Annotated in this window: 27 protein-coding genes, 1 tRNA gene and 1 other RNA gene; 24 read left to right on the plus strand and 5 right to left on the minus strand. The window is 42.7% G+C overall.

The features are described from left to right. Nucleotides 1–20: 20 nt before the first annotated feature. The 7 genes from HMPREF1518_RS06550 to trxB all read left to right on the plus strand — a co-directional run bounded on the left by HMPREF1518_RS06550 (nucleotide 21) and on the right by trxB (nucleotide 4,375). The gene (locus HMPREF1518_RS06550) at nucleotides 21–515 is read left to right on the plus strand and encodes a GNAT family N-acetyltransferase (RefSeq protein ID WP_033584992.1); all 495 of its coding nucleotides are present in this window, start codon (nucleotides 21–23) and stop codon (nucleotides 513–515) included. Continuing rightward, nucleotides 512–1,027, plus strand: a complete 516-nt coding sequence (locus HMPREF1518_RS06555; protein ID WP_033584993.1) for a methylated-DNA--[protein]-cysteine S-methyltransferase — start codon at nucleotides 512–514, stop codon at nucleotides 1,025–1,027. Before HMPREF1518_RS06550 ends, HMPREF1518_RS06555 begins: the two co-directional genes overlap by 4 nt. A 12-nt stretch (nucleotides 1,028–1,039) precedes the next feature. Beyond that, nucleotides 1,040–1,396 (plus strand): arsenate reductase family protein, encoded by a 357-nt coding sequence (locus HMPREF1518_RS06560; protein WP_033584995.1) that lies wholly within the window; start codon nucleotides 1,040–1,042, stop codon nucleotides 1,394–1,396. A gap of 156 nt (nucleotides 1,397–1,552) precedes the next feature. Beyond that, nucleotides 1,553–2,353 carry an amino acid ABC transporter permease gene (locus tag HMPREF1518_RS06565; RefSeq protein ID WP_033584997.1) on the plus strand — a complete coding sequence of 267 codons (801 nt, stop codon included), beginning with the start codon at nucleotides 1,553–1,555 and terminating at the stop codon, nucleotides 2,351–2,353. Continuing rightward, nucleotides 2,353–3,096, plus strand: a complete 744-nt coding sequence (locus HMPREF1518_RS06570) for an amino acid ABC transporter ATP-binding protein (protein ID WP_033584998.1) — start codon at nucleotides 2,353–2,355, stop codon at nucleotides 3,094–3,096. The genes HMPREF1518_RS06565 and HMPREF1518_RS06570 overlap by 1 nt, the downstream gene beginning before the upstream one ends. A gap of 77 nt (nucleotides 3,097–3,173) precedes the next feature. Beyond that, nucleotides 3,174–3,398 (plus strand): DUF4059 family protein, encoded by a 225-nt coding sequence (locus tag HMPREF1518_RS06575; RefSeq protein ID WP_000926603.1) that lies wholly within the window; start codon nucleotides 3,174–3,176, stop codon nucleotides 3,396–3,398. A 65-nt stretch (nucleotides 3,399–3,463) separates the two neighbouring features. Next, nucleotides 3,464–4,375, plus strand: coding sequence for a thioredoxin-disulfide reductase (gene trxB, locus HMPREF1518_RS06580; protein WP_033585000.1), 912 nt, complete (start codon nucleotides 3,464–3,466; stop codon nucleotides 4,373–4,375). 191 nt (nucleotides 4,376–4,566) lie between these two features. Here the strand turns inward: trxB and rlmB are convergent, their stop codons facing one another. Further along, the gene (gene rlmB / locus HMPREF1518_RS06590) at nucleotides 4,567–5,295 is read right to left on the minus strand and encodes a 23S rRNA (guanosine(2251)-2'-O)-methyltransferase RlmB (RefSeq protein WP_007517462.1); all 729 of its coding nucleotides are present in this window, start codon (nucleotides 5,293–5,295) and stop codon (nucleotides 4,567–4,569) included. A gap of 44 nt (nucleotides 5,296–5,339) precedes the next feature. Beyond that, entirely contained in the window at nucleotides 5,340–5,951 is a 612-nt protein-coding gene (def, locus tag HMPREF1518_RS06595; RefSeq protein WP_001272963.1) for a peptide deformylase, read from the minus strand. Between the two features lie 155 nt (nucleotides 5,952–6,106). On the opposite strand from def, the gene HMPREF1518_RS10675 reads away from it, so the two are divergent. The 4 genes from HMPREF1518_RS10675 (at nucleotide 6,107) to ssrA (ending at nucleotide 9,320) form a co-directional block, all read left to right on the plus strand. Continuing rightward, on the plus strand, nucleotides 6,107–7,426 hold the full coding sequence (locus HMPREF1518_RS10675) for a CapA family protein (protein ID WP_009729974.1): 1,320 nt from the start codon (nucleotides 6,107–6,109) through the stop codon (nucleotides 7,424–7,426). A 23-nt stretch (nucleotides 7,427–7,449) separates the two neighbouring features. After that, entirely contained in the window at nucleotides 7,450–8,277 is an 828-nt protein-coding gene (locus tag HMPREF1518_RS06610; protein ID WP_033585001.1) for a Cof-type HAD-IIB family hydrolase, read from the plus strand. 1 nt (nucleotide 8,278) lies between these two features. After that, nucleotides 8,279–8,914, plus strand: a complete 636-nt coding sequence (locus tag HMPREF1518_RS06615; RefSeq protein ID WP_033585003.1) for an SGNH/GDSL hydrolase family protein — start codon at nucleotides 8,279–8,281, stop codon at nucleotides 8,912–8,914. A 58-nt stretch (nucleotides 8,915–8,972) separates the two neighbouring features. Continuing rightward, nucleotides 8,973–9,320: a transfer-messenger RNA gene (gene ssrA / locus HMPREF1518_RS10680) on the plus strand. Nucleotides 9,321–9,472: 152 nt separating this feature from the next. On the opposite strand, the gene HMPREF1518_RS06620 is transcribed toward ssrA, so the two are convergent. Beyond that, nucleotides 9,473–9,560: transfer RNA gene (locus tag HMPREF1518_RS06620), tRNA-Ser, on the minus strand. Nucleotides 9,561–9,721: 161 nt separating this feature from the next. Between HMPREF1518_RS06620 and HMPREF1518_RS06625 the strand changes: the two genes are divergently transcribed. The 4 genes from HMPREF1518_RS06625 to HMPREF1518_RS06640 all read left to right on the plus strand — a co-directional run bounded on the left by HMPREF1518_RS06625 (nucleotide 9,722) and on the right by HMPREF1518_RS06640 (nucleotide 15,712). Beyond that, on the plus strand, nucleotides 9,722–10,462 hold the full coding sequence (locus HMPREF1518_RS06625) for a DeoR/GlpR family DNA-binding transcription regulator (RefSeq protein ID WP_033585005.1): 741 nt from the start codon (nucleotides 9,722–9,724) through the stop codon (nucleotides 10,460–10,462). Further along, nucleotides 10,459–11,370, plus strand: coding sequence for a 1-phosphofructokinase (gene pfkB / locus HMPREF1518_RS06630; RefSeq protein WP_033585007.1), 912 nt, complete (start codon nucleotides 10,459–10,461; stop codon nucleotides 11,368–11,370). Before HMPREF1518_RS06625 ends, pfkB begins: the two co-directional genes overlap by 4 nt. Continuing rightward, nucleotides 11,367–13,319 (plus strand): PTS fructose transporter subunit IIABC, encoded by a 1,953-nt coding sequence (locus tag HMPREF1518_RS06635; protein WP_033585009.1) that lies wholly within the window; start codon nucleotides 11,367–11,369, stop codon nucleotides 13,317–13,319. Before pfkB ends, HMPREF1518_RS06635 begins: the two co-directional genes overlap by 4 nt. A gap of 86 nt (nucleotides 13,320–13,405) precedes the next feature. Continuing rightward, on the plus strand, nucleotides 13,406–15,712 hold the full coding sequence (locus HMPREF1518_RS06640) for a DNA translocase FtsK (RefSeq protein WP_081730832.1): 2,307 nt from the start codon (nucleotides 13,406–13,408) through the stop codon (nucleotides 15,710–15,712). A gap of 44 nt (nucleotides 15,713–15,756) precedes the next feature. Here HMPREF1518_RS06640 and HMPREF1518_RS06645 read toward each other — a convergent pair whose 3' ends face one another. Continuing rightward, nucleotides 15,757–16,185 (minus strand): DUF6556 family protein, encoded by a 429-nt coding sequence (locus HMPREF1518_RS06645; RefSeq protein WP_033585013.1) that lies wholly within the window; start codon nucleotides 16,183–16,185, stop codon nucleotides 15,757–15,759. Nucleotides 16,186–16,322: 137 nt separating this feature from the next. On the opposite strand from HMPREF1518_RS06645, the gene HMPREF1518_RS06650 reads away from it, so the two are divergent. The 9 genes from HMPREF1518_RS06650 to HMPREF1518_RS06690 all read left to right on the plus strand — a co-directional run bounded on the left by HMPREF1518_RS06650 (nucleotide 16,323) and on the right by HMPREF1518_RS06690 (nucleotide 25,299). Beyond that, a complete protein-coding gene (locus HMPREF1518_RS06650; RefSeq protein ID WP_033585016.1) occupies nucleotides 16,323–17,465 on the plus strand; it encodes a cysteine desulfurase family protein in 1,143 nt (380 codons plus the stop codon). 8 nt (nucleotides 17,466–17,473) lie between these two features. Further along, nucleotides 17,474–18,688 carry a tRNA uracil 4-sulfurtransferase ThiI gene (gene thiI / locus HMPREF1518_RS06655; protein WP_033585018.1) on the plus strand — a complete coding sequence of 405 codons (1,215 nt, stop codon included), beginning with the start codon at nucleotides 17,474–17,476 and terminating at the stop codon, nucleotides 18,686–18,688. Nucleotides 18,689–18,824: 136 nt separating this feature from the next. Further along, nucleotides 18,825–19,649, plus strand: coding sequence for an alpha/beta hydrolase (locus HMPREF1518_RS06660; RefSeq protein ID WP_033585021.1), 825 nt, complete (start codon nucleotides 18,825–18,827; stop codon nucleotides 19,647–19,649). A 20-nt stretch (nucleotides 19,650–19,669) separates the two neighbouring features. Continuing rightward, nucleotides 19,670–20,410, plus strand: a complete 741-nt coding sequence (locus tag HMPREF1518_RS06665; protein ID WP_033585023.1) for an esterase family protein — start codon at nucleotides 19,670–19,672, stop codon at nucleotides 20,408–20,410. A gap of 12 nt (nucleotides 20,411–20,422) precedes the next feature. Beyond that, entirely contained in the window at nucleotides 20,423–21,589 is a 1,167-nt protein-coding gene (locus HMPREF1518_RS06670; RefSeq protein ID WP_033585024.1) for an ATP-grasp domain-containing protein, read from the plus strand. A 156-nt stretch (nucleotides 21,590–21,745) separates the two neighbouring features. Then, nucleotides 21,746–22,615: an aquaglyceroporin Gla gene (gene gla, locus HMPREF1518_RS06675; RefSeq protein WP_000348103.1), complete on the plus strand. Its 870-nt coding sequence runs from the start codon at nucleotides 21,746–21,748 to the stop codon at nucleotides 22,613–22,615. Nucleotides 22,616–22,726: 111 nt separating this feature from the next. Continuing rightward, on the plus strand, nucleotides 22,727–23,452 hold the full coding sequence (locus HMPREF1518_RS06680; RefSeq protein ID WP_033585026.1) for a CppA N-terminal domain-containing protein: 726 nt from the start codon (nucleotides 22,727–22,729) through the stop codon (nucleotides 23,450–23,452). Continuing rightward, on the plus strand, nucleotides 23,449–24,384 hold the full coding sequence (locus tag HMPREF1518_RS06685; RefSeq protein ID WP_033585028.1) for a serine hydrolase domain-containing protein: 936 nt from the start codon (nucleotides 23,449–23,451) through the stop codon (nucleotides 24,382–24,384). The genes HMPREF1518_RS06680 and HMPREF1518_RS06685 overlap by 4 nt, the downstream gene beginning before the upstream one ends. Before the next feature lie 9 nt (nucleotides 24,385–24,393). After that, nucleotides 24,394–25,299 (plus strand): DMT family transporter, encoded by a 906-nt coding sequence (locus HMPREF1518_RS06690; protein ID WP_033585029.1) that lies wholly within the window; start codon nucleotides 24,394–24,396, stop codon nucleotides 25,297–25,299. Nucleotides 25,300–25,343: 44 nt separating this feature from the next. Here HMPREF1518_RS06690 and HMPREF1518_RS06695 read toward each other — a convergent pair whose 3' ends face one another. Further along, nucleotides 25,344–26,627 (minus strand): uracil-xanthine permease family protein, encoded by a 1,284-nt coding sequence (locus tag HMPREF1518_RS06695; RefSeq protein ID WP_000808282.1) that lies wholly within the window; start codon nucleotides 26,625–26,627, stop codon nucleotides 25,344–25,346. Nucleotides 26,628–26,911: the final 284 nt, after the last annotated feature.

The raw sequence follows: 26,911 nt of genomic DNA on the forward strand, positions 1-26,911 counted from the left end.
GTTAGAAATGAGGGGAAAAGATGGAGATTCGTTTAGCTTTCCCAAACGAAGTGGATGCGATTATGCAGGTGATGGAGGATGCCAAAAAGTGCTTAGCAAAGTCTGGTAGCGACCAGTGGCAAAATGGCTATCCAAATGCAGATATCATTATTGATGATATCATCTCAGGCCAAGCCTATGTGGCCTTGGAAGAAGGAGAACTGCTAGCTTATGCTACTGTAACCAAGAGTCCAGAGGAAGCCTATGAAGCCATTTATGAAGGAAGTTGGCAGGGGGAAGAATCAGAATATCTGGTCTTTCACCGTATCGCTGTGGCAGCAGATGTCCAAGGACAAGGTGTTGCTCAGACTTTCCTAGAAGGCTTGATTGAAGGTTTTGATTATCTAGATTTTCGCTCAGATACGCATGCAGAAAACAAGGCCATGCAGCATATCTTTGAAAAGCTAGGCTTCCAACAGGTTGGTAAGGTTCCAGTTGATGGGGAACGTTTGGCCTATCAGAAATTAAAAAAATGAAGCAGAAAAAGTACGCAAAGATGCTCTACCCGTCGCCAATTGGAACTTTATCCTTAGTTGCTGACGAGCAATATCTGCATGGAATTTGGGTGCAGGACCAAACTCATTTTGAGAGAGGTATTGATACGGATGGGATAGAAATCGTTAAGGAACATCCTGTCCTCGACAAAGTTATTTCCTATTTAAATGCTTATTTCGATGGGAGAGTTCAAGACTTGTCTCTCTTGCCCTTGGCTCCCATTGGGACGGATTTTGAAAAGCGAGTCTGGACCTACTTACAGAGTATTCCTTATGGGCAAACAATGACTTACGGTCAAATAGCTCAAGACTTGCAGGTACTCTCTGCCCAAGCTATTGGCGGAGCAGTGGGGCGTAATCCCTGGTCCATCCTCGTCCCCTGTCATCGTGTGCTGGGAGCAGGCAAGCGTCTGACAGGTTATGCTGCAGGAGTGGAAAAGAAAGCTTGGCTCTTGGAGCATGAAGGCGCAGATTTTCAAGAAAATAAAGAATAGAAAGAAAAGAAAATGTTAGAATTTATCGAATACCCAAAATGTTCAACTTGTAAGAAAGCAAAGAATGAACTTGACCAACTCGGACTTGACTACAAAGACGTCCATATTGTAGAAGAAACACCCAGCCAAGAAGTCATTTTAAACTGGTTAGAGACTTCAGGTTTCGAGTTGAAACAATTTTTCAATACCAGCGGGATCAAATATCGTGAACTTGGCTTGAAAGATAAGGTAGGAAGTCTGTCAAAACAAGAAGCAGCCAAGCTTCTAGCGAGTGATGGTATGTTATTGAAACGTCCAATTTTGGTGGAGAATGGTGCTGTTAAACAAATTGGCTATAGAAAAACCTATGAGGACTTAGGTTTGAGATAGTTTTTATTTATCTCCTTGATAGGTAAAATATATAGCCTCCCTGTTTTAAAGTGTGATAAACTAGAAGATAGACAAAGTCTGAGCAGCCCGTAGCAAATAATTTGCTTGCGAGCAGAAGTATGATAGAATGAATCATTATCAGGAGAGGATGTTTTTATGACTGTTACAACATTTTTAGCATCAGATTGGTACCAAAGTTTGATGCAACTCATTCCGGATGGTAAGCTCTTTAGTTTGCGTTCGGTCTTTGATGGAATTCCAAGGATTGTCCAACAACTGCCTACAACCTTGATGTTGACGCTTGGAGGTGCACTCTTTGGTTTGCTACTTGCCTTGATTTTTGCCATTGTTAAGATCAATCGTGTTAGGATTTTATATCCCTTGCAAGCCTTTTTCGTCAGCTTCTTAAAAGGTACCCCAATCCTAGTTCAACTTATGTTGACCTACTACGGAATTCCTTTGGCACTGAAAGCTATCAACCAACAATGGGGAACTGGTCTCAATATCAATGCGATTCCAGCAGCGCTTTTTGCGATTGTGGCCTTTGCTTTTAATGAGGCGGCTTATGCAAGTGAAACGATTCGTGCGGCCATCCTTTCTGTTAATCCCGGTGAAATTGAGGCGGCACGCAGTTTGGGTATGACGCGAGCTCAAGTTTACCGTCGCGTGATTATTCCAAATGCGGCCGTTGTGGCGACTCCAACCTTGATTAATTCCCTCATCGGTTTGACCAAGGGGACTTCTCTAGCCTTTAGCGCAGGTGTTGTGGAGGTCTTTGCCCAAGCTCAGATTTTAGGTGGAGCTGATTATCGCTATTTTGAGCGCTTTATCTCTGTTGCCCTTGTTTATTGGGTGGTCAATATTGGAATTGAAAGCCTCGGCCGTTTCATCGAGAGAAAAATGGCTATCTCAGCGCCGGATACAGTGTCTACAGATGTGAAAGGAGACCTTCGTTAATGATTAAGATTTCGAATTTAAGCAAATCCTTTTCAGGACAGACAGTCTTGGATCATCTGAACTTGGAAATCCAAAAAGGTGAGGTAGTGGCTTTGATTGGTTCATCTGGAGCTGGGAAATCAACCTTTCTTCGTAGTTTGAATTACCTTGAAACTCCAGATAGTGGAACGATTCAGATTGACAATTTTAAAGTTGATTTTTCTCAGATTAGCCAAGAAGAGATTCTAACCCTTCGTCGCAAGTTGTCCATGGTTTTCCAACAGTTTAATTTGTTTGAACGCCGAACTGCTCTTGACAATGTCAAGGAAGGTTTGATTGTCGTTAAAAAATTATCCGACGATGAAGCAACAAAAATCGCCAAGGAAGAGTTGGCTAAGGTTGGGCTTTCTGATCGTGAAAACCATTACCCTCGCCACTTATCAGGTGGACAAAAGCAACGGGTTGCCCTCGCGCGTGCGCTTGCTATGAAACCAGATGTCTTGCTCTTGGACGAACCCACTTCAGCTCTAGACCCAGAATTGGTCGGTGAGGTAGAAAAGTCTATTGCAGATGCTGCCAAGTCAGGTCAGACCATGATTTTGGTCAGTCATGATATGTCTTTTGTAACCCAAGTGGCAGATAAGGTTTTATTCCTAGATAAAGGGAAAATCATCGAGTCTGGCACACCGGATGAAATCATCAATCATCCAAAAGAAGAACGGACAAAAGAATTCTTCGCTAGTTACAAACGGACTTATATTTGATATAATAGAAAAAGGAAAACTCAGTTAGTTGGACTAGCTGAGTTTACTCTTTAAAAAAGATAGAAACGAGAGAGATCATGCTGCTGCAACTGTTTTCTTTATATTTCGAGAGTTTGATCTTAACGACCATCCTTGTCGTGATTTTTCTGGGGATTTGGATTGGATTGAGAGCCATGTCTGGTGTGGACAAGACAGCCAAGGCTCGTCAAGCTCATCTCTATGATATGATTATGATTGGAGTTTTGGTCGTTCCGGTGTTATCCTTTGCCGTCATGAGTTTGCTCTTGGTTTTCAAGGCATAATCCTTGCGTGACTAGCAAGAATAAGTTAGAATAAAGATAGTTACAACAAGAAAGAAGGAATCGAAATGTACGATACGATTATTATCGGTGCTGGACCTGCGGGAATGACGGCTGCCTTATATGCCGCTCGAAGCAATCTGAAAGTGGCTTTGATTGAAGGCGGTTTGCCAGGCGGGCAAATGAATAATACATCTGATATTGAAAACTATCCAGGTTATGCTAATATCAGTGGACCTGAATTGGCTGAAAAGATGTTTGAACCACTTGAAAACCTTGGAGTGGAGCATCTTTATGGTTACGTTGAAAATATTGAAGACCAGGGTGACTATAAGAAGGTAATCACTGATGATCAAGTTTATGAAACCCGTACTGTCATTGTGGCAACTGGGTCAAAACACCGTCTCTTAGGGGTTCCTGGAGAAGAAGAACTGAACAGCAGAGGTGTTTCTTATTGTGCAGTCTGTGATGGAGCTTTCTTCCGTGACCAAGACTTGCTCGTAGTCGGTGGTGGAGATTCAGCGGTAGAAGAAGCCCTCTTCTTAACTCGCTTTGCCAAGACTGTTACCATTGTTCACCGCCGTGACCAACTTCGTGCCCAAAAGGTTTTGCAAGACCGTGCCTTTGCTAATGAGAAAGTCAACTTTATCTGGGATTCTGTTGTCAAGGAAATCAAAGGTGAAAACCGAGTAGAATCTGTCGTATTTGAAAATGTAAAAACAGGTCAAATAACAGAGCAAGCCTTTGGTGGTGTCTTTATCTATGTTGGTTTGGATCCCGTTAGCGATTTTGTCAAAGATTTGAATATTCAAGATCAGGCTGGCTGGATTGTGACAGATAACCACATGAAAACTGCCGTTGACGGTATCTTTGCGGTTGGAGATGTTCGCCAGAAAGACCTTCGCCAAGTAACAACAGCAGTTGGAGATGGGGCTATCGCTGGTCAAGAAGCTTACAAATTTATTACAGAACATAGTTAATACACTTCGAAAATCTCTTCAAACCACGTCAGCTTCGCCTTGCCGTAGGTATGGGTACTGACTTCGTCAGTTCTATCCACAACCTCAAAGCAGTGCTTTGAGCTGTCTTAAGCTAGCTTCCTAGTTTGCTCTTTGATTTTCATTGAGTATAATCATAAAAAAGTTTCCAATCAGATGACTGGAAACTTTTTTTATAGTCTATTTCGGAAAACTTCGTACATGAGAATGGCTGCAGCAACACTGGCATTGAGGCTTTGAACATGTCCATTCATGGGAATGGTAATCATCTCATCAACCTGTTTTTTGATGTTGCTAGAGATGCCTTTTCCTTCATTTCCGATGATGAGGGCGATTTTTCCTTTTGTATTCCACTTGTGGCAAGGAGTACCGTTCATATCCGTTCCAAAGGTCCAGAAGCCTTCATCCTTGAGTTTGTCTAGAGTTTGACTGAGGTTGGTCACTCGCGCAATCGGTACATGCTCAATAGCACCTGTGGCCGTTTTGGCAACGACAGGAGTCACTCCGACGGCACGGTGCTTGGGAATGATGACACCTGAAACATTGGTCGCATCAGCAGTCCTTAAGATAGAACCTAAGTTGTGAGGGTCAGTTAGACCATCCAGAATCAACAGAAGTGGATTTTCTTCTTGGCGTGTTTTTGCAAGGATGTGATCCAGCTCGCTATAGGCAAATTCGGAAACTCGTAGAACAAAACCTTGGTGAACAGCGCCTTCGGTCATCTCAGACAGGGATTTTTTTGAAGTCCAAGAGATGGAGACCTTTTTCTCAGCAGCCAGTTCCTTGACTTTCTCAACATTCTTACCTCGGAGATCATCTTGGAGGTAGAGTTTGTTTCCTGTATTTGCAAGGAGGGCTTCGGTAACGGCATGGACGCCATAGACAATATCATTTGTTTTCATGCCTCTATTATAACACAAAACCCCGTCTTGCAACGGGATTTTCTTTATTCGAGGATGAGGAGTCCATCTTTGATAGCAAATGGGTCTTTCTCATTGATACGATCGTAGAACATGATTCCGTTGATGTGGTCAATTTCATGTTGGACAACGATAGAGTTGTATCCTTTAAGCTTGATGCGGTGTTTTTCTCCGTCCTTGTCAAAGTAATCAACAGTGACGCGGGCATGACGAACAACATAGCCTGGAACTACACGGTCGACAGATAGGCACCCTTCTCCTTCACCGAGGGCGGCGTCCTGAACAGAGTGGGATACGATTTTTGGATTGTACATAACAGCTTGCAGGTCGTAGGCTTCCTGAGGAGTTTCACCTTCTTCCACAATATTTGGCACTAAAACAGCGATAATGCGTTTTGAGATATCTAACTGAGGAGCGGCCAATCCAACCCCACCGCGGAGTCCCATCTTTTCAGCCATAACAGGATCCTGAGAATTTTTGAGGAATTGCATCATCTTTTCTCCAAGGATGATTTCCTGGTCAGACAGTGGGAAAGTGACCTCCTCAGCAACCGCGCGTAAAGTTGGGTTCCCCTCACGGATAATATCGTTCATATTAATTAAATGAGCAGCTTTTGTAATACGTTCTATAGCAGACATTTTCTCTCCTTTCATTACCTCTACATGATAACACAAAATAGGCGAGAAAGAAAGTCACAGAAGTTCCTAAAAAATAATATAATAAACGGTATTCCTCTTTTGTCTGTGGTATAATAAAAGAAAAGACTTGCAGTAAAAGCAAGGGGGGGATAAAGATGGAAAAGCGACAAGATAGATGGTCTCATGGTCCTATTTTTGGATTGTTGAAGAGTAGTATTGGTTTCTTTAGGAATTATAAATCTTGGACAAATGCCCAGTTTATTACGGTGCTGTTGCTTGCAGTTTCCTTGTCTATGGGGCTGAACTTGTTGACCCAAGCAGTACAAGGGAACAAGGGAACAAGTCCGAGTGGTCAAACAGTTGATTCTGCTCAGACGTCTAGTCAGTCTAAGGAAAATCAGTCTGCCGAAACGACAGCTCGTATCATGGCAAATGGTGACCTTCTCTACCATATTCCTATCTACCGAACAGCTCTGAAAGAAGATGGAACCTATGATTTCCATGAAAATTTTGAGTATGTAAAACCCTGGCTCAAACAAGCGGATTTAGTGCTTGGTGACTTTGAAGGAACGGTGAACAAGGACCACTACTTGGCAGGCTATCCTCTCTTTAATGCACCTGGAGAAGTCATGGATGCGATCAAGGATGCAGGCTACCAAGTTCTAGACTTGGCTCATAATCACATCTTGGATTCTCAAATTGAGGGAGTGGTTTCGACAGCAGAAGCTATTGAAAAGGCAGGGATGACACCCATAGGAGTCTACACACATGAATCCCGTGACCAAGCTCCACTAGTTATCAAGGAAGTCAATGGTATCAAGGTAGCTCTCCTAGCCTATTCTTACGGTTTTAATGGCATTGAGCAGTATATCTCTCAAGAGGATTATAATCGCTATCTTTCTGACCTGAATGAAGATAAGATGAAGGCGGAAATCGAACGAGCTGAGCAAGAGGCGGATATTACTGTCATCATGCCTCAGATGGGAATTGAGTACCAGCTAGAACCGACGGAAGAACAGAAAACACTGTACCATAAGATGATTGACTGGGGAGCTGATATTATCTTTGGAGGGCATCCTCATGTCGTTGAACCTGCTGAAACCGTTGAAAAAGATGGTGACAAAAAATTGATCATCTATTCCATGGGAAATTTCCTCTCAAACCAACGCATTGAAACCATGCAAGACGAGGAAAATGCCAAGTGGACGGAGCGAGGAGTTCTCATGGATGTGACCATTAAGAAAAAAGATGGCAAGACAAGGATTGAAACTGCTAAAGCACATCCAACTTGGGTTAATCGAACTCCAAAAGGAACTTACTCTCCAGAAGGCTATCCGCTCTTCCTCTATCAGACCTATATCCTAGAGGACTTCATTGAGGGAGGCAGTTACCGTGACAAGTTGGATGAGGCGACCAAGGAACGAATTGACACGGCCTATAAAGAAATGAATGAACATGTAGGGTTGAAGTGGTAGACGCTCGCCCTAAAGGAGATAGGATGACGATTAAATTAATTGCAACAGACATGGATGGAACCTTGCTAGACCCGAGGGGGCAGCTGGATCTGCCCCGCTTGGAAAAGATTTTAGATCAGTTGGATCAAAGGGATATCCGTTTTGTCATTGCAACGGGGAATGAAGTTCACCGTATGAGGCAATTGCTTAAACATTTGGCGAGTAGAGTTGTCCTAGTCGTTGCCAATGGGGCGCGTATTTTTGAAAACAATAAACTGATTCAAGCTCAGACCTGGGATGATGCTATGGTTGACAAGGCTTTAGTTCATTTTAAAGGGAGGGAGTGTCGAGATCAGTTCGTCGTCACTAGTATGAATGGGAGTTTTGTCAAGAAAGGCACTGTTTTTACAGACCTTGATAAATTTATGACTCCAGAGATGATTGAAAAACTTTACCAAAGGACCAATTTTGTGTATGAGCTAAACTCAGACCTCTTTGGAGGAGTTCTAAAGATGAGCATGGTCGTTGGTGAAGAACGTTCGAGTTCTGTTTTGCGGGAAATCAATGATCTCTTTGATGGGCATGTAAGAGCTGTTTCCAGTGGTTATGGTTGTATTGATATCCTACAGGCTGGTGTTCACAAGGCTTGGGGATTGGAAGAATTACTCAAGCGCTGGAATTTGCAATCGGAACAAGTCATGGCTTTTGGTGACAGTGAAAATGATGTCGAAATGTTAGAGTTGGCTGGAATTGCCTATGCGATGGAAAACGCAGCTGATGAGGTCAAGGCCGTTGCTACTGCCCTAGCACCAGCTAACAGCCAGGCGGGCGTTTATCAAGTTCTAGAAAATTGGTTAGAGAAAGAGGGATAAGGTGGCAGTACAGTTATTAGAAAATTGGCTCCTAAAAGAGCAGGAGAAGATTCAAACCAAGTATCGTGAATTGAATCAAGTTTCTGTTCTAGAGCCAGATGTAATTTTTATCGGCGATTCGATTGTAGAATACTACCCATTGCAAGAGTTGTTTGGGACTGCAAAGACGATTGTCAATCGTGGCATCCGAGGCTACCAGACGAAACTGTTATTAGAGAATCTAGATGCCCATCTTTATGGTGATGCTGTGGATCAAATTGCTCTCCTAATTGGGACAAATGATATCGGAAAAGATATTCCTATAAATGAAGCCTTGGATAATCTTGAGCGAGTGATCCAATCAATTGCCCGAGATTATCCGTTGTCACAAATAAAGCTCCTATCCATTTTGCCAGTCAATGAGGGAGAGAAATACAAGCAGACTGTTTATATCCGAACCAATGAAAAGATTAGAGAATGGAATCAAGCCTATGAGGCTCTAGTATCCGCCTATATGCAGGTAGATTTTGTGCCGATTTATGATAGTTTGACAGGTTCAGAAGGGCAACTCAAAAAAGACTATACAACAGATGGCCTCCATCTAAGTGTAGCCGGTTATCAAGCCTTATCGGAAGCCTTAAAAGAGTATCTTTTCTAAAGAAACGGCTTGATTTTGCATTTTTTGTGAAGATAGGTTATAATAGTTCTAACATCCTGGGGTCGTTACGGATTCGACAGGCATTATGAGGCATATTTTGCAACCCGTGTGGCGACGTAAACGCTCAGTTAAATATAACTGCAAAAAATAACACTTCTTACGCTCTAGCTGCCTAAAAAACAGCAGGCGTGACCTGATTTGGATTGCTCGTGTTCAATGACAGGTCTTATGATTAGCGAGATACGATCAAGCCTTGTCTAGTGGTTTGATAAGAGATTAATAGACTCGCAGTTCCTAGGCTTGAGTTATGTGTCGAGGGACTGTTAAAACAATACATAACCTATGGTTGTAGACAAATATGTTGGCAGATGTTTGGACGTGGGTTCGACTCCCACCGGCTCCATTATTCCTTTGCATTCTATTGCATTCCTTGGTAAAACGTTGTTAAATCAACGTTTTTTATTTTTGTCTTTGGTATTCCTTGGTATTCTTTTGCTAAAAAAGGATACAAAAAAAGATACAACATTGTTGTATCTAAAAAATAATTTTGCTTTTCTACGGAAGACATGGGATTCGAACCCACGCACGCTGTTACACGCCTACCGCGTTTCCAACACGGCCTCTTAAGCCTCTTGAGTAATCTTCCAATACTTACTCAAATAGTCTACCATAAAGCCACTTATCTTGCAATAAAAATTTTGGAAATAAGAAAAATGATAGAATTTGAAAGAAAATGATAAAAAATGCTTGACTTTGGTAGGAATTGTGCTAGAATGAATAGTGTAAACGATAACAGGAGGTGATTTGGTGTTAAAAACTGAGCGGAAGCAACTGATCTTAGAGGAGTTAAATCAACATCATGTAGTTTCCCTAGAAAAATTGGTTAGTTTATTAGAAACATCAGAATCGACAGTACGAAGAGATTTGGATGAGTTGGAGGCGGAAAACAAGCTTCGCCGTGTGCATGGTGGAGCAGAATTACCTCACTCCTTGCAGGAAGAAGAAACTATTCAAGAAAAATCTGTCAAAAACCTTCAAGAGAAGAAGTTACTTGCTCAAAAAGCAGCCTCTCTTATCAAGGAACAAGATGTTATCTTTATTGATGCTGGAACGACAACTGCTTTTTTAATCAAGGAATTGGTTAATAAGAATATTACAGTTGTGACCAACTCCATTCATCATGCGGTACAGTTGGTTGAAAAACAGATTCCAACTGTCATGGTTGGAGGAAGTGTCAAGATGGCAACAGATGCATGTATCGGTGGTGTTGCTCTTAACCAAATCAATCAATTGCACTTTGACCGTGCCTTTATCGGGATGAATGGTGTAGACGATGGTTATTATACGACTCCTGATATGGAGGAGGGAGCCGTGAAACGTGCTATTTTTGAGAATGCCAAACAAACCTATGTTTTGGTCGATTCGTCTAAGATTGGACAAACTTGCTTTGCCAAGGTAGCACCACTTACACGCGCTATTGTCATCACAAGTCAAGGGCATGAGCTCTTGCAGGCTATTAAGAAGAAAACGGAGGTAATAGAAGTATGATTTATACAGTCACACTCAATCCATCCATTGACTATATCGTGCGCTTGGACCAAGTTCAAGTCGGCAGTGTCAATCGTATGGACAGTGATGATAAGTTTGCTGGTGGAAAAGGAATCAATGTCAGTCGTGTCTTGAAACGCTTGGATATTCCTAATACAGCGACGGGATTTATCGGAGGCTTTACTGGTAAATTTATCACAGATACCCTTGCAGAAGAGGAAATCGAAACTCGTTTTGTCCAAGTAGCAGAAGATACTCGTATCAATGTTAAAATCAAAGCAGACCAAGAAACAGAAATCAATGGAACGGGTCCAAATGTGGAACCAGCTCAGCTAGAAGAATTGAAAGCTATCCTATCTAGTCTGACAGCAGAAGATACGGTTGTGTTTGCGGGTTCGAGTGCTAAGAACCTAGGCAATGTTATCTATAAGGATTTGATTGCATTGACACGCAAGACTGGTGCCCAAGTGGTTTGTGACTTTGAAGGACAGACCTTGATTGATAGTTTGGACTACCAGCCACTTTTGGTTAAACCAAACAATCACGAACTTGGAGCTATCTTTGGAGTGAAACTTGAAAGTTTAGATGAAATCGAGAAATATGCTCGAGAATTGTTGGCTAAAGGTGCTCAAAATGTTATCATCTCTATGGCTGGGGACGGTGCCCTCCTTGTAACATCTGAGGGAGCATACTTCGCTAAACCAATCAAAGGGACAGTAAAAAATTCAGTTGGTGCTGGTGACTCTATGGTTGCTGGATTTACCGGTGAATTTGTCAAATCAAAAGATGCAGTAGAGGCCTTCAAATGGGGAGTGGCTTGTGGGACAGCAACTACCTTCTCGGATGACTTGGCAACAGCGGACTTTATTAAAGAAACATATGAAAAAGTTGAGGTAGAAAAACGATGAAAATTCAAGACTTATTGAGAAAAGATGTTATGTTGCTGGATTTGCAGGCAACTGAAAAAACAGCTGTCATTGAAGAAATGATTAAAAGTTTGGTAGATCACGGTTATGTGACGGATTTTGAAACATTTAAAGAAGGAATCTTAGCGCGTGAAGCTCTAACTTCCACTGGTTTGGGTGACGGAATCGCTATGCCACACAGCAAAAACTCTGCTGTCAAAGAAGCAACAGTTCTCTTTGCTAAGTCAAACAAGGGTGTTGACTATGAGAGCTTGGATGGGCAACCAACAGACCTCTTCTTTATGATTGCAGCTCCAGAAGGTGCCAATGACACTCACTTGGCAGCCTTGGCAGAATTGTCTCAATACTTGATGAAAGATGGTTTCGCTGACAAACTTCGCCAAGTAACATCTGCAGATCAAGTTATCGAACTATTTAACCAAGCTTCAGAAAAAGCTGAGAAACCTGTTCAAGCACCTGCTAATGAATCTGGTGACTTTATCGTTGCTGTTACAGCTTGTACAACAGGTATTGCTCATACTTACATGGCCCAAGAAGCCCTTCAAAAAGTGGCTGCTGAAATGGGTGTTGGGATCAAGGTTGAAACCAATGGTGCTAGCGGTGTTGGTAATCAACTAACTGCAGAAGACATTCGCAAGGCTAAAGCTGTTATCATCGCTGCAGATAAGGCAGTAGAAATGGATCGTTTTGATGGCAAACCATTGATCAATCGCCCGGTTGCAGACGGTATCCGTAAGACTGAAGAATTGATTAACTTGGCTCTTTCAGGAGATGCTGAAGTCTACCGTGCTGCTAATGGAGCAAAAGCTGCAACAGCATCTAATGAAAAACAAAGTATCGGTGGTGCCTTCTACAAACACTTGATGAGTGGTGTATCACAAATGTTGCCATTCGTTATTGGTGGTGGTATCATGATTGCCCTTGCCTTCTTGATCGATGGCGCTTTGGGTGTGCCACAGGATAGTCTTGGCAATCTCGGATCCTACCATGAGCTAGCTTCCATGTTCATGAAAATTGGTGGAGCAGCCTTTGGCTTGATGCTTCCAGTTTTTGCAGGATACGTTGCCTACTCTATCGCTGAAAAACCAGGTTTGGTAGCGGGTTTTGTGGCTGGTGCTATTGCTAAAGAAGGTTTTGCCTTTGGTAAAATCCCTTATGCAGCAGGTGGTGAAGCAACTTCAACTCTTGCAGGTGTATCATCTGGTTTCCTAGGTGCCCTTGTTGGTGGATTTATCGCAGGAGCCTTGGTTCTTGCTATCAAGAAATACGTTAAAGTTCCTCGTTCACTTGAAGGGGCTAAATCAATCCTTCTCTTGCCACTTCTTGGAACAATCTTGACTGGATTTGTCATGCTAGCTGTTAACATCCCAATGGCAGCAATCAACACTGCTATGAATGATTTCCTTGGCGGTCTTGGAGGCGGTTCAGCTGTCCTTCTCGGTATCGTCCTTGGTGGAATGATGGCTGTTGATATGGGTGGACCAGTTAATAAAGCAGCCTATGTCTTTGGTACAGGTACGCTTGCAGCGACTGTTTCTTCAGGTGGTTCTGTGGCTATGGCAGCAGTTATGGCTGGAGGAATGGTTCCACCACTTGCTATCTTTGTCGCAACCCTTCTTTTCAAAGATAAATTTACCAAAGAAGAACGTAACTCTGGTTTGACAAACATCATCATGGGCTTGTCATTTATCACTGAGGGAGCAATTCCATTTGGTGCCGCTGACCCAGCTCGTGCTATCCCAAGCTTCATCCTTGGTTCAGCAGTAGCAGGTGGCCTCGTTGGTCTTACTGGTATCAAACTCATGGCACCACACGGAGGAATCTTCGTTATCGCCCTCACTTCAAATGCCCTTCTTTACCTTGCCTCTGTCTTGGTAGGCGCAATTGTAAGTGGTGTGGTTTATGGTTACCTTCGTAAACCACAAGCATAAAAAGTATTAGAATAGAAAGATTGTTACCATTTGGTGCAATCTTTTTCTCTTTTCGAAATGGCTGTGAAATATGGTATAATAGAAGAATGGCAAACAAGAATACTACAAAAACAAGACGGAGACCGTCTAAAGCAGAACTCGAAAGAAAACAGGCTATTCAGAGAATGTTGATTTCCTTAGGAATTGCCTTATTGTTGATTATTGCAGCCCTCAAGCTTGGTGCTGCGGGTGTCACCCTTTATAATCTCATTCGACTGTTAGTCGGAAGTTTAGCTTATGTGGCTATAGGTGGTCTCCTCATCTATCTTTTTCTTTTTAAATGGATACGCAAGCAAGAGGGGCTTCTGTCAGGATTTCTCTGTATCTTCGCTGGCTTGCTCTTGATTTTTGAGGCCTATCTTGTCTGGAAGTTTGGTTTGGAGCAGTCAGTTCTAAAAGGGACCTTGGCTCAAGTTATGACGGACCTGACTGGTATCCGGGTGACTAGCTTCGCTGGTGGAGGCTTGCTTGGTGTTGGACTTTATATCCCCATAGCCTTTCTTTTCTCCAATATCGGATCGTACTTTATTGGAGTCCTTTTGATTCTAGTTGGGGCTCTCTTGGTCAGTCCTTGGTCTATTTATGATGTTGCAGCCTTTATTGGAGCTCAGTTCAGATCCTTCATGGAAAAACAGGAACAGAGAAAACAGGAACGCTTCATCAAGAGAGAAGAAGAGAAGGCTCGTCAAGAAGCTGAAGAAGCAGCCAGAATCAAGAGAGAACAAGAAGAACAGGATGCACTACCGCTTCCTCCTGTAGATCCTGAAACTGGAGAAATCTTACCAGAAGTTCCAGACTATGATCTTCCACAAATTCCTGAAAAAGAATGGAGTGAACCGGAGATTATCCTCTCTCAAGCTGATTTTGACGTTCCAGATGTGGAAGAAGACCTTGAGGATGAAGAGGTGCAGGTTGATTTTTCTGCTAAGGAAGCCCTTGAATACAAGCTACCAAGCTTGCAACTCTTCGCGCCAGATAAACCCAAAGATCAGTCCAAGGAAAAGAAGATTGTTCGAGAAAATATCAAAATCTTAGAAGAAACCTTTGCCAGCTTTGGTATCAAGGTAACGGTTGAACGGGCTGAAATCGGCCCATCAGTAACCAAGTATGAAGTCAAGCCAGCCGTTGGTGTACGGGTTAACCGCATTTCCAATCTGGCAGACGACTTAGCGCTAGCTCTAGCAGCCAAGGATGTTCGGATTGAGGCTCCGATTCCTGGTAAATCCCTAGTCGGAATCGAAGTGCCTAACTCTGAGATTGCAACCGTCTCCTTCCGTGAACTCTGGGAACAGTCTCAGACTAAGCCAGAAAATCTCCTCGAAATTCCTTTAGGGAAGGCGGTTAATGGAACTGCTCGCACCTTTGACCTTTCCAAGATGCCCCACCTACTCGTTGCAGGTTCGACAGGATCAGGGAAGTCAGTTGCAGTTAACGGTATTATCGCGAGCATTCTCATGAAAGCAAGACCCGACCAGGTCAAGTTTATGATGGTCGATCCTAAGATGGTTGAGTTATCGGTTTACAATGACATTCCTCACCTCTTGATTCCAGTTGTGACTAATCCACGCAAGGCCAGCAAGGCTCTGCAAAAGGTTGTGGATGAGATGGAAAACCGTTATGAACTCTTCGCTAAGGTTGGTGTACGAAATATCGCTGGTTACAATGCCAAGGTCGAGGAATTCAATGCCCAGTCTGAGTACAAACAAGTACCACTGCCTTTGATTGTTGTCATTGTGGATGAGTTGGCAGACCTCATGATGGTGGCTAGCAAGGAAGTAGAAGACGCCATCATTCGTCTCGGACAGAAGGCGCGTGCCGCAGGAATTCACATGATTCTCGCAACGCAACGTCCATCGGTTGATGTTATCTCTGGCCTTATCAAGGCCAATGTCCCATCTCGTGTGGCTTTTGCAGTTTCATCAGGTACAGATTCACGAACTATCTTGGATGAGAATGGCGCTGAAAAACTGCTTGGTCGAGGAGATATGCTCTTTAAACCAATCGATGAAAATCACCCAGTCCGTCTGCAAGGATCCTTTATCTCAGATGACGATGTCGAGCGCATCGTGAACTTCATCAAGGCTCAGGCAGATGCAGATTACGATGAGAGTTTTGACCCAGGAGATGTCCCTGAAAATGAAGGAGATTTTTCTGATGGTGAAGCTGGTGGCGATCCGCTTTTTGAAGAAGCCAAGGCTTTGGTTATCGAAACCCAGAAAGCTAGCGCTTCGATGATTCAGCGTCGTTTGTCGGTTGGATTTAACCGTGCGACCCGCCTTATGGAAGAACTCGAAATGGCAGGTGTCATCGGTCCAGCTGAGGGAACCAAACCACGAAAAGTATTGCAACAATAAAAAAATAGCTTCTTTCCAAATTTGGAAAGAAGCTATTTTACTGGCTATTGATTGCTTTTATTTTCTGAAGTTGGAGTATTGGGCTGTTTTTCATTTTCAGCGCTAGGTTTAGTTGGAGCAGGTGTAGTAGAGTCCTGAGTTGCTGTTTTCTGCTCTTCTTTTTTCTCTTCCTTGACGCTGGATTTTGGCGTTTCTTCTTGTTGTGTTTTTTCTTGAGAAGTGTTATTTTCCTTATTGGGACTAGTGTTTTCCTGAGGGGATTCCTTTTGGATTTCTTTGACAATGGTTGTCGTCTGGCTTGTCGTCGGTTCTTTTTTATTGTTTTTGCTATTATCCATGGCGTTCATGATAGTGATAGTAGCGGTGATTAGGCCAAGGATACTACCGACGGTAGCAATCGTTTTTTGAAAGACAGTAAACCCTTTTTTGATATGCTCAGTTTTTGGTTTTGAAGTTCTATGATAGTTAGACATGATACTCTCCTTTAATTATGATTTATTATACCTCATTTCTTTAAAAAAATCTTAAAAAAAGAGGACTTGCCCTTTCTTGTCGCAAGCTCTGTTTCATGATACAATAGAAGAAGTGATTTTAGAAAGCGTGAGAAAACATGATCTACTTTGATAATTCGGCAACGACCAAGCCTTATCCTGAAGCACTTGAAACCTATACGCAGGTCGCTTCGAAAATTGTAGGAAATCCTTCTAGCCTCCATCGTTTGGGAGACCAGGCGACACGAATTTTAGATGCTTCCCGGCAGCAAATTGCAGATTTAATTGGCAAGAAGAGTGATGAAATCTTCTTTACTTCTGGAGGAACAGAAGGGGATAACTGGGTCATCAAAGGTGTGGCCTTCGAAAAAGCCCAGTTTGGCAAGCACATCATCGTATCAGCCATTGAACATCCAGCAGTCAAGGAGTCAGCCCTCTGGCTGAAAAGTCAGGGTTTTGAGGTGGATTTTGCTCCAGTTGATGAGAAAGGGTTTGTGGATGTTGAGGCTCTAGGAGCTTTGATACGACCTGATACGACCCTCGTCTCCATTATGGCAGTAAACAACGAAATTGGATCTATTCAACCTATTGAGGCCATCTCAGAACTGTTGGCAGACAAGCCAACTATTTCCTTCCACGTTGATGCAGTTCAGGCACTCGCTAAGATTCCGACTGAAAAATATCTGACAGATCGTGTAGATTTTGCCACCTTCTCAAGTCATAAATTTCATGGTGTCCGAGGTGTTGGCTTTGTCTATATCAAGTCTGGTAAGAAAATTACGCCTCTTTTGACAGGTGGTGGTCAAGAGCGTGATTATCGTTCGACAACTGAAAATGTAGCAGGGATTGCAGCGACAGCCAAGGCCCTCCGTTTGTCTATGGAAAAGTTAGATATCTTTACTAATAAGGCAGGGCAGATGAAATCAGTCATTCGCCAAGCGCTTTTGGACTATCCAGATATTTTTGTCTTTTCAGATGAGGAAGACTTTGCCCCTCATATCCTGACTTTTGGAATCAAGGGTGTTCGTGGTGAAGTCATTGTTCACGCCTTTGAAGACTATGATATTTTCATCTCCACAACCTCTGCTTGTTCATCCAAGGCTGGAAAACCTGCGGGAACCTTGATTGCCATGGGAGTGGACAAAGATAAGGCCCAGTCAGCTGTGCGTCTTAGCCTAGACCTTGAAAATGATATGAGTCAGGTTGAGCAGTTTTTGACCAAGCTAAAATTAATTTACAATCAAACTAGAAAAGTAAGATAGGAGCATTCATGCAGTATTCAGAAATTATGATTCGCTACGGAGAGTTGTCAACTAAGGGCAAAAACCGTATGCGTTTCATCAATAAACTTCGCAATAATATTTCGGGCGTTTTGTCCATCTATCCCCAAGTTAAGGTAACTGCTGATCGCGACCGTGCCCACGTTTACCTCAATGGAGCCGACTACACAGCAGTTGCAGAATCTCTTAAACAAGTCTTCGGGATTCAGAATTTTTCTCCAGTATATAAGGTTGAAAAATCTGTAGAAGTTCTGAAGTCTTCTGTCCAAGAGATTATGACAGATATCTACAAGGAAGGCATGACCTTTAAGATTTCTAGTAAGCGTAGCGATCACAACTTTGAGCTCGATAGTCGTGAACTCAACCAAACACTTGGTGGAGCTGTATTTGAGGCAATTCCAAATGTCCAAGTTCAAATGAAAAATCCTGATATCAATCTTCAGGTGGAGATTCGTGAGGAGGCGGCCTATCTTTCCTATGAAACTATTCGTGGAGCAGGTGGCTTGCCTGTGGGGACTTCTGGTAAGGGGATGCTCATGTTGTCAGGAGGAATTGACTCGCCTGTAGCAGGTTATCTAGCCCTTAAACGAGGGGTAGATATTGAGGCGGTTCACTTTGCCAGTCCGCCATACACGAGTCCTGGTGCCCTTAAGAAAGCCCAAGATTTGACTCGTAAATTGACCAAGTTTGGCGGAAATATCCAGTTTATTGAAGTGCCTTTCACTGAGATTCAAGAGGAAATCAAGGCAAAGGCGCCAGAAGCCTACCTCATGACCTTGACCCGTCGTTTTATGATGCGAATTACCGACCGTATCCGTGAGGTACGAAATGGTTTGGTTATCATCAATGGGGAAAGTCTTGGTCAGGTGGCAAGCCAAACCCTGGAGAGCATGCAGGCTATCAACGCTGTGACCAACACTCCTATCATTCGACCTGTGGTTACGATGGACAAGTTGGAAATCATTGACATTGCCCAGGAAATTGATACTTTTGAAATTTCTATCCAGCCGTTTGAGGACTGCTGTACTATTTTTGCACCTGATCGTCCTAAGACCAATCCTAAGATTAAGAATGCGGAGCAGTATGAAGAACGCATGGATGTTGAAGGTTTGGTTGAGCGAGCAGTAGCTGGGATCATGATTACTGAGATTACACCCCAAGCTGAAAAAGATGAAGTGGATAACTTGATTGACAATCTCCTCTAATCAGAAAATCCAGAAGAATTTAGAATATCAAATGAGAAAAGTTAGTTATTTATCCTTAAAATGGACATTTACTGACTTTTTTTCTATTTTTATGGTATAATAAGATAAAATTTTGAATATAGAGAGTTTTCTGACAATGAATCATTCCTACTTTTACTTAAAAATGAAAGAACACAAACTCAAGGTTCCTTATACAGGAAAGGAGCGTCGTGTGCGTGTGCTCCTGCCAAAGGACTACGAGAAGGACACAGACCGTTTTTACCCTGTTGTTTATTTTCATGACGGGCAAAATGTCTTTTACAGCAAGGAGTCTTATATCGGACATTCTTGGAAGATTATTCCAGCCATTAAACGAAATCCAGACATCAGTCGCATGATTATTGTTGCTATTGATAATGATGGAATGGGACGGATGAATGAGTATGCGGCTTGGAAGTTCCAAGAATCTCCTATACCAGGTCAGCAGTTTGGCGGTAAGGGCGTGGAGTATGCTGAGTTTGTCATGGAAGTGGTCAAGCCTTTTATCGATGAAACCTACCGTACCAAAGCTGATCGGCAGCATACGGCTATGATTGGTTCTTCACTAGGAGGTAATATTACCCAGTTTATCGGACTAGAGTACCAAGAAAGAATTGGTTGTCTAGGTGTCTTCTCATCTGCTAACTGGCTCCACCAAGAAGCCTTTAATCGCTATATCGAGCGTAAGAAACTGTCGCCTGAACAACGCATTTTTATCTATGTTGGAACGGAAGAAGCGGATGATACGGACAAGACCCTGATGGCTGGCAATATCAAGCAAGCCTATATCGACTCATCGCTTCGCTATTACCATGATTTGATTGCAGGTGGAGTACACTTGGATAATCTTGTCTTGAAAGTTCAGTCTGGTGCTATCCATAGTGAAATCCCTTGGTCGGAAAATTTACCAGACTGTCTCCGATTTTTTGCAGAGAAATGGTAAGTTAAGAAAGGAGAAAGCCAATGCATATTGAAAACCTCAGCCACTGGAGTGGCAATCTCAACCGTGAAATGTACCTCAACCGTTATGGACATGCTGGGATTCCAGTTGTTGTTTTTGCTTCATCAGGAGGTAGTCACAATGAATACTATGATTTTGGCATGATTGACGCCTGCGCTTCCTTTATCGAGGAAGGTCGTGTCCAGTTCTTTACTTTATCCAGTGTGGACAGTGAGAGCTGGTTGGCTACTTGGAAAAATGGTCATGACCAGGCGGAGATGCACCGCGCCTACGAACGCTATGTGATTGAAGAGGCCATTCCTTTTATCAAGCATAAGACAGGTTGGTTTTATGGCATGATGACGACAGGTTGCTCGATGGGGGCCTACCATGCACTTAACTTCTTCCTCCAGCATCCAGATGTCTTTACCAAGGTGATTGCCCTCAGTGGAGTTTACGATGCACGTTTCTTTGTTGGCGATTACTACAATGATGATGCTATTTACCAAAATTCGCCAGTAGATTATATCTGGAATCAAAATGACGGCTGGTTTATCGATCGTTACCGTCAGGCAGAAATCGTCGTCTGTACGGGTCTAGGTGCTTGGGAACACGATGGTTTGCCATCGTATTATAAGCTAAAAGAAGCCTTTGATCAAAAACAAATCCCTGCTTGGTTTGCAGAGTGGGGACATGATGTTGCCCATGACTGGGATTGGTGGCGCAAACAAATGCCCTATTTTCTTGGACACCTGTATCTATAAAAGGAGTTGCCTATGAATTACCTTGTCATTTCTCCCTACTATCCGCAAAACTTTCAACAGTTTACCATCGAGCTAGCTAATAAAGGCATCACCGTTTTGGGAATTGGTCAGGAGCCTTACGAACAACTAGATGAACCTTTGCGAAATAGCCTAACCGAGTATTTCCGTGTAGATAATCTTGAGAATATAGACGAAGTCAAACGTGCAGTAGCTTTTCTTTTCTACAAGCATGGCCCAATCGACCGCATCGAGTCCCACAATGAATACTGGCTTGAGCTGGATGCAGCCCTTCGTGAGCAATTCAATGTCTTTGGTGCCAAACCAGAGGATCTCAAAAGGACCAAATATAAGTCTGAAATGAAGAAACTTTTCAAAAAAGCAGGTGTCCCTGTTGTACCTGGCGCTGTTGTCCAGACGGAAGCAGATGTGGACCAAGCAGTTGAGACGATTGGCCTACCAATGATTGCCAAACCTGACAATGGAGTGGGAGCGGCAGCCACCTTTAAGTTGGAAAGTCAGGAAGATGTGGACCGGTTCAAAGAAGAATGGGACCATTCAACCGTTTATTTCTTTGAGAAATTTGTCACTTCTAGCGAAATCTGTACCTTTGACGGGCTTGTGGACAAGGATGGCAACATCGTCTTTTCAACGACTTTTGATTATGCCCATACACCACTTGATCTCATGATTTATAAGATGGACAATTCTTACTATGTGCTCAAGGATATGGATCCAAAACTGCGCAAGTATGGTGAGGCCATTGTCAAGGAATTTGGAATGAGAGAACGCTTTTTCCATATCGAGTTTTTCCGTGACGGGGACGACTACATTGCCATTGAGTACAATAATCGTCCTGCAGGTGGCTTTACCATTGACGTTTATAACTTTGCTCATTCCTTGGACCTCTATCGTGGCTATGCAGCGATTGTCGCAGGAGAAGAGTTCCCAGCATCAGAGTTTGAACCTCAATACTGTTTAGCTACATCACGTCGTGCAAATGCCAACTATGTCTATTCAGAAGAAGACTTGCTTGCTAAATACAGTCAGCAATTCAAGGTCAAAAAAATCATGCCAGCAGCCTTTGCAGAGCTACAAGGGGATTACCTTTATATGCTGACTACTCCAAGTCGCCAAGAGATGGAGCAGATGATTGCAGACTTTGGTCAGCGTCAAGAGTAACGAAAAGGATGAAGGGAGTTTGACTTCTTTTGTCCTTTTCTTAAAGATAAGTTAAATAAAGCGTTTTCCATAGATTCTTTTAGAAAATCTGTTGCTAAAAGGTCTAAAAATTGATAGAATAAGGATTGTCTAAAAAAATTAAGGAGAATCTATCAAATGGATTTTACATGGGCTATTAAATATGCCACTGAATTTTTGGGAACTGCCATTTTGATCATTCTTGGTAATGGTGCAGTTGCTAACGTTGAACTTAAAGGTACGAAAGGTCACCAAAGTGGCTGGCTCGTTATCGCGGTTGGTTACGGTATGGGGGTTATGATCCCAGCCTTGATGTTCGGTAATGTATCTGGTAACCACATCAACCCAGCTTTCACACTTGGACTTGCTGTGAGTGGACTTTTCCCTTGGGCACAAGTACCATATTACATCCTTGCGCAAGTTTTAGGAGCGATTTTTGGTCAAGCTATGGTTGTGGCAACTCACCGTCCTTACTACTTGAAAACAGAGAATTCTAATAACATTTTGGGTACTTTCTCAACGATTTCAAATGTTGATCACGGTACAAAAGAATCACGTTTCGCAGCAAGTGTAAATGGTTTTATCAATGAGTTTGTCGGTTCGTTTATTTTGTTCTTTGCAGCCCTAGGAATGACTAAAAACTTTTTTGGTGCAGAAGTAATGCAATACATGAAGCAAATGGCAACGCAGGCTAATCAAACAGTTGACTTTTCTGAATTAGCTATTAAGGCTCAAATAGCACCACACACAGCAGCAGGTCTTTCAGTTGCTCATTTAGGGCTTGGTTTCCTAGTAATGGCCTTGGTAACTTCACTCGGTGGACCTACTGGACCTGGTTTGAACCCGGCTCGTGACTTTGGACCACGTCTTCTTCACGAACTCCTTCCAAAATCAGTTCTTGGTCAACACAAGGGTGATTCAAAATGGTGGTATGCATGGGTTCCGGTTGTAGCTCCAATTGCAGCGGGAATTGCAGCAGTAGCACTATTCAAACTACTTTACCTATAAGAAACGAAACTGGGGAAACCCAGTTTTTTTCTTGGAAAATTTTCTAATTTAAACAAATATGGCTTGTAAAATATTCTAAAATCCTTTAAAATAAAAGAGTTGGAGGAACTTATGGATGTGAATGAGATTGTTCGGATCATTCCGACTTTGAAAGTTAATAATCGAAAATTAAATGAGATATTTTATATTGAAACTCTAGGAATGAAACCCTTACTAGAAGAGTCTGCCTTTCTTTCATTAGGCGACCAGACGGGTACGGAGAGATTGATTTTAGAAGAGGCTCCAAGCATGCGAACTCGCAGAGTTGAAGGACTTAAGAAGCTAGCTAGGCTCTTGATAAAGGTTGAGGATCCTTCCGAAATCGAGGCCCTTCTTTCTCAAATGAAGTCTCTTCCTCGCTTGTTTAAAGGAAGTCGTGGATATGCTTTTGAGATTGTTTCTCCTGAAGAGGATGTGATCCTTGTTCATGCGGAAGATGATATAAGAGATTTGGTTCCACTGGAAACTGTTCCTGAATTTTATTCAAATACAAGTATAAAATACGTGAGCCAATTTGAGGTTTCTATGGAGTTGCGTTTGCCTGAGGGGACAGAGAGCTTGCTTGATCCTGAAGGAGTAGCGTCAGCAATCACCTTTACTAAAGGGCAAGGGCCAGATTTGGCTGTTGAAAACAATGTCACTTGGGACCTGACGATGTTGAAATTTTTAGTAAGAAATTTTGATTTAAGTAGCCTTCGTAAGAAATTTGAAAAGACAGGTTACTTTGTCCCTAAGTCTGAAAAATTCTTCCTTGGTAAAGATACCAATAACATTGAATTGTGGTTTGAAGAAGCATGAAGTGGGAAAAAATTCTAAGAAAAATAGAAAATCAAATCGAGGCAGGGATTTATCCCGGGGCCTCTTTTGCGTATTATAAGGATGGTGAATGGAAAGAATCTTATCTAGGATTGAGTGATCCAGAAAGGGGCTTGAAAACAGAGAGCGGTTTGATTTATGATCTGGCTAGTGTGAGTAAGGTTGTGGGAGTGGGGACGGTTTTTACCTTCTTGTGGCAGCAGGGCAAATTAGATATTAATCGACCGGTGACGGATTTTTTACCGGAGTGTGATTATCCTGATATCACTATACGGCAACTTCTGACTCATGCAACAGACTTAGACCCCTTTATTCCAAATCGGGATCTCTTGACTGCCCCTGAATTAAAAGAAGCCATGTTTCACCTCAACAGACGAAGTCAGCCTGCTTTCTTATACTCAGATGTTCACTTTTTACTCTTGGGCTTTATTTTGGAAAAAATCTTTGACCAAGACTTGGATCAGATTATAGAAGAACAAGTTTTGGGACCATGGGGAATGACGGGAACCAAGTTCGGCCCCGTTGAGCAAGCTGTCCCAACAGTGAGAGGAGTGGAGGCCGGAATCATTCACGATCCCAAAGCCCGTCTACTAGGGAAACACGCTGGAAGTGCTGGTTTGTTTTCGACTGTTAAGGATCTGCAAATCTTTCTGGAACATTATTTGAAAGATGATTTTGCAGCAGATTTGTGCCGAAATTTTTCTCCTTTAGATGATAAGGAGCGTTCCCTAGCCTGGAATCTGGAGGGAGTTTGGCTCGACCATACGGGCTATACGGGTACCTTTATCATGTGGAATCGAGAGAAACAAGAAGCTGCTATCTTTTTATCCAATCGAACGTATGAGAAGGATGAGCGTGCCCAGTGGATAGTCGATCGAAACCAAGTCATGGAAATGGTTCGTCAAGAAAAGTAGGGGTGAAGTATGTCAAAAACCGTAAAAGGAACTCTGTATACAGTAGTGGCAGGGATTGCTTGGGGCTTGTCTGGAACCAGTGGCCAATACCTGATGGCACACGGGATTTCTGCTCTAGTCTTGACCAATTTGCGACTTATCATTGCAGGTTTGGCACTGGTAGCCTTATCCTATATGACTGCAAAGGATAAACTCTATGCTTTTTTTAAAGACAGAAAAAGCCTTTTATCTCTGCTGTTGTTTGCCTTGTTTGGACTTTTCTTAAACCAGTTTGCCTATCTTTCTGCCATTCAGGAAACCAATGCTGGAACGGCGACAGTTCTCCAGTATGTATGCCCCGTTGGGATTTTAGTTTATACTTGTATGAAGGATAAGGTGGCGCCTACTCTGGCTGAGATTATTTCGATTGGATTGGCTATAGGAGGAACTTTTCTGATTGCGACGCACGGGAAAGTTGACCAGTTGTCTGTCACACCCCTAGGTCTGTTCTGGGGCCTCTTTTCAGCCTTGACCTATGCCCTCTATATCATCCTTCCTATTGCTTTGATTAAGAAGTGGGGCAGTATTTTGGTGATTGGTGTCGGGATGGTTATTTCTGGTGTAGTGGCTATTCCTTTCACAGGAGTCTTACGGGCTAGCATACCAACCAGCTTAGATTTTCTCTTTGCATTTGCTGGGATTATCATCATCGGAACGGTTTTTGCCTATACAGCTTTCCTAAAAGGAGCTAGTCTGATAGGCCCTGTTAAGTCTAGTTTATTAGCTTCCATAGAACCAATTTCTGCCGTTTTCTTTGCCTTTCTGATTATGAAGGAACAGTTTTATGTGATTGATTTTGTCGGTATGGCTATGATTTTACTAGCTGTAACCATTATTTCATTGAAAGATTTACTGCTGGAGATAAAGAGTAAGTAATTAAAAAATCCACTCAATCGAGTGGATTTTGTGTGTATAGATGATTAGTCTTTATTTTCGTGTGGCAAAATCAAGTTTAAGATAATTCCTGTCATAGCTGATAGAGCAGTACCTGAAAGTGTAACTGGGCCAAGTTTGAGGATGGCTCCACCAAGTCCAAGTACCAACATGGCACTGGCAATGATGAGGTTACGCATTTGACTGAAGTCAACACGTTCTTTAATCAAAACTTTCAAACCATTGCTGGCGATAACTCCGTAGAGAAGGATGGACATGCCACCAAGCACAGCATTTGGAATGGTTGAAATCAAGGCAGTGAATTTACCTAGGAAGCTAAGAGCAATGGCGATGAAGGCCGCGTTACGGATAACAGAGACAGAAGCGATACGAGTCATCCCGATAACCCCTGTATTTTCTCCGTAAGTCGTGTTAGCTGGTCCACCGAGGAAAGCCGATACAGATGTCGCGATACCGTCACCGAGAAGCGTACGGTGAAGTCCTGGTTCTTTTAGGAATTGACGGCCACAGATTTGGCTCAAAACTGTGTGGTCTCCGATGTGTTCTGAAATTGTTACAATAGCGATTGGCAAGATAGCAATTGTTTCAGGACCGAAGTACAAGTTGTACTCTTTAAAAGCACCACCCGTGCTAAATGGCAAGTAGAAACCAGGAATTTCAAACCAATTGGCTTGAAGGACTGGGGTAAAGTCAACCAAACCAAGCATCATAGCAAAGATATACCCACCGATGATGGCAAAGAGGAAAGGAATGATACGAAGGAAACCTTTTCCTTTTGTATTGATAAAGGCTGCAATCAAGAACGTCACGACGGCTACAAGAGCATTTTTCCAGTTTCCGTCTGCTACAAGTCCAGCATTCGTTACAGCAGAACCAGCAAGACCAAGACCGATAACGATAATCATAGGTCCGATAATGATTGGTGGCAAGAGTTTGTCAATCCATTTCGTACCTGCAAAACGAACACTTGCTGCTACAAGGACATAGACCAAACCAGTCAAGATGACCCCCGTTTGAGCAGCAGATACATCGCCCCCCATTTCTTTCATGGCTAGAGACATAGCTGTGATAAAGGCGAATGAAGAACCTAGGTAAACTGGAACCTTAAAGCCAGTAGAAATCATATAGATAAGTGTTCCAATACCGGATGCAAAGAGAGCAACCGATACGGGCATTCCCAAAATTAAGGGAACGAGAATGGTTGCACCAAACATGGCAAACACGTGCTGGAAGCTTAGAAGAATTCCTTTACCAGCAGAAGGACGTTGATCAACGTCTAGTAACAAGTCAACAGTTGATTCCTGTTTCATAAAAACCTCACTTTTGGGCATCAAAAAAGAGCCCATTATTTTGCAGCAATAGGCCCTCAGAGTAAGACTTTTTAAAAAATAGCTATCTTTTAAAAATTTATATAAATCTGCGCCTTCGTCACCTCACAGGATGACATTAAAAACCTTTGCTTGTGATAGTATAGCAGAAAAAAATGATTTTGTAAATCATTTTTTCCCGAGCCCGGAAATGCGAGAGCGAGGTTCGTTTTGTAAACGAATTTTTCCCGAGCCTAGAAATGCGAGAGCGAGGTTCGTTTTGTACT

The organism is Streptococcus sp. SR1 (assembly GCF_000526075.1).
Lineage (GTDB): Bacteria > Bacillota > Bacilli > Lactobacillales > Streptococcaceae > Streptococcus > Streptococcus halitosis.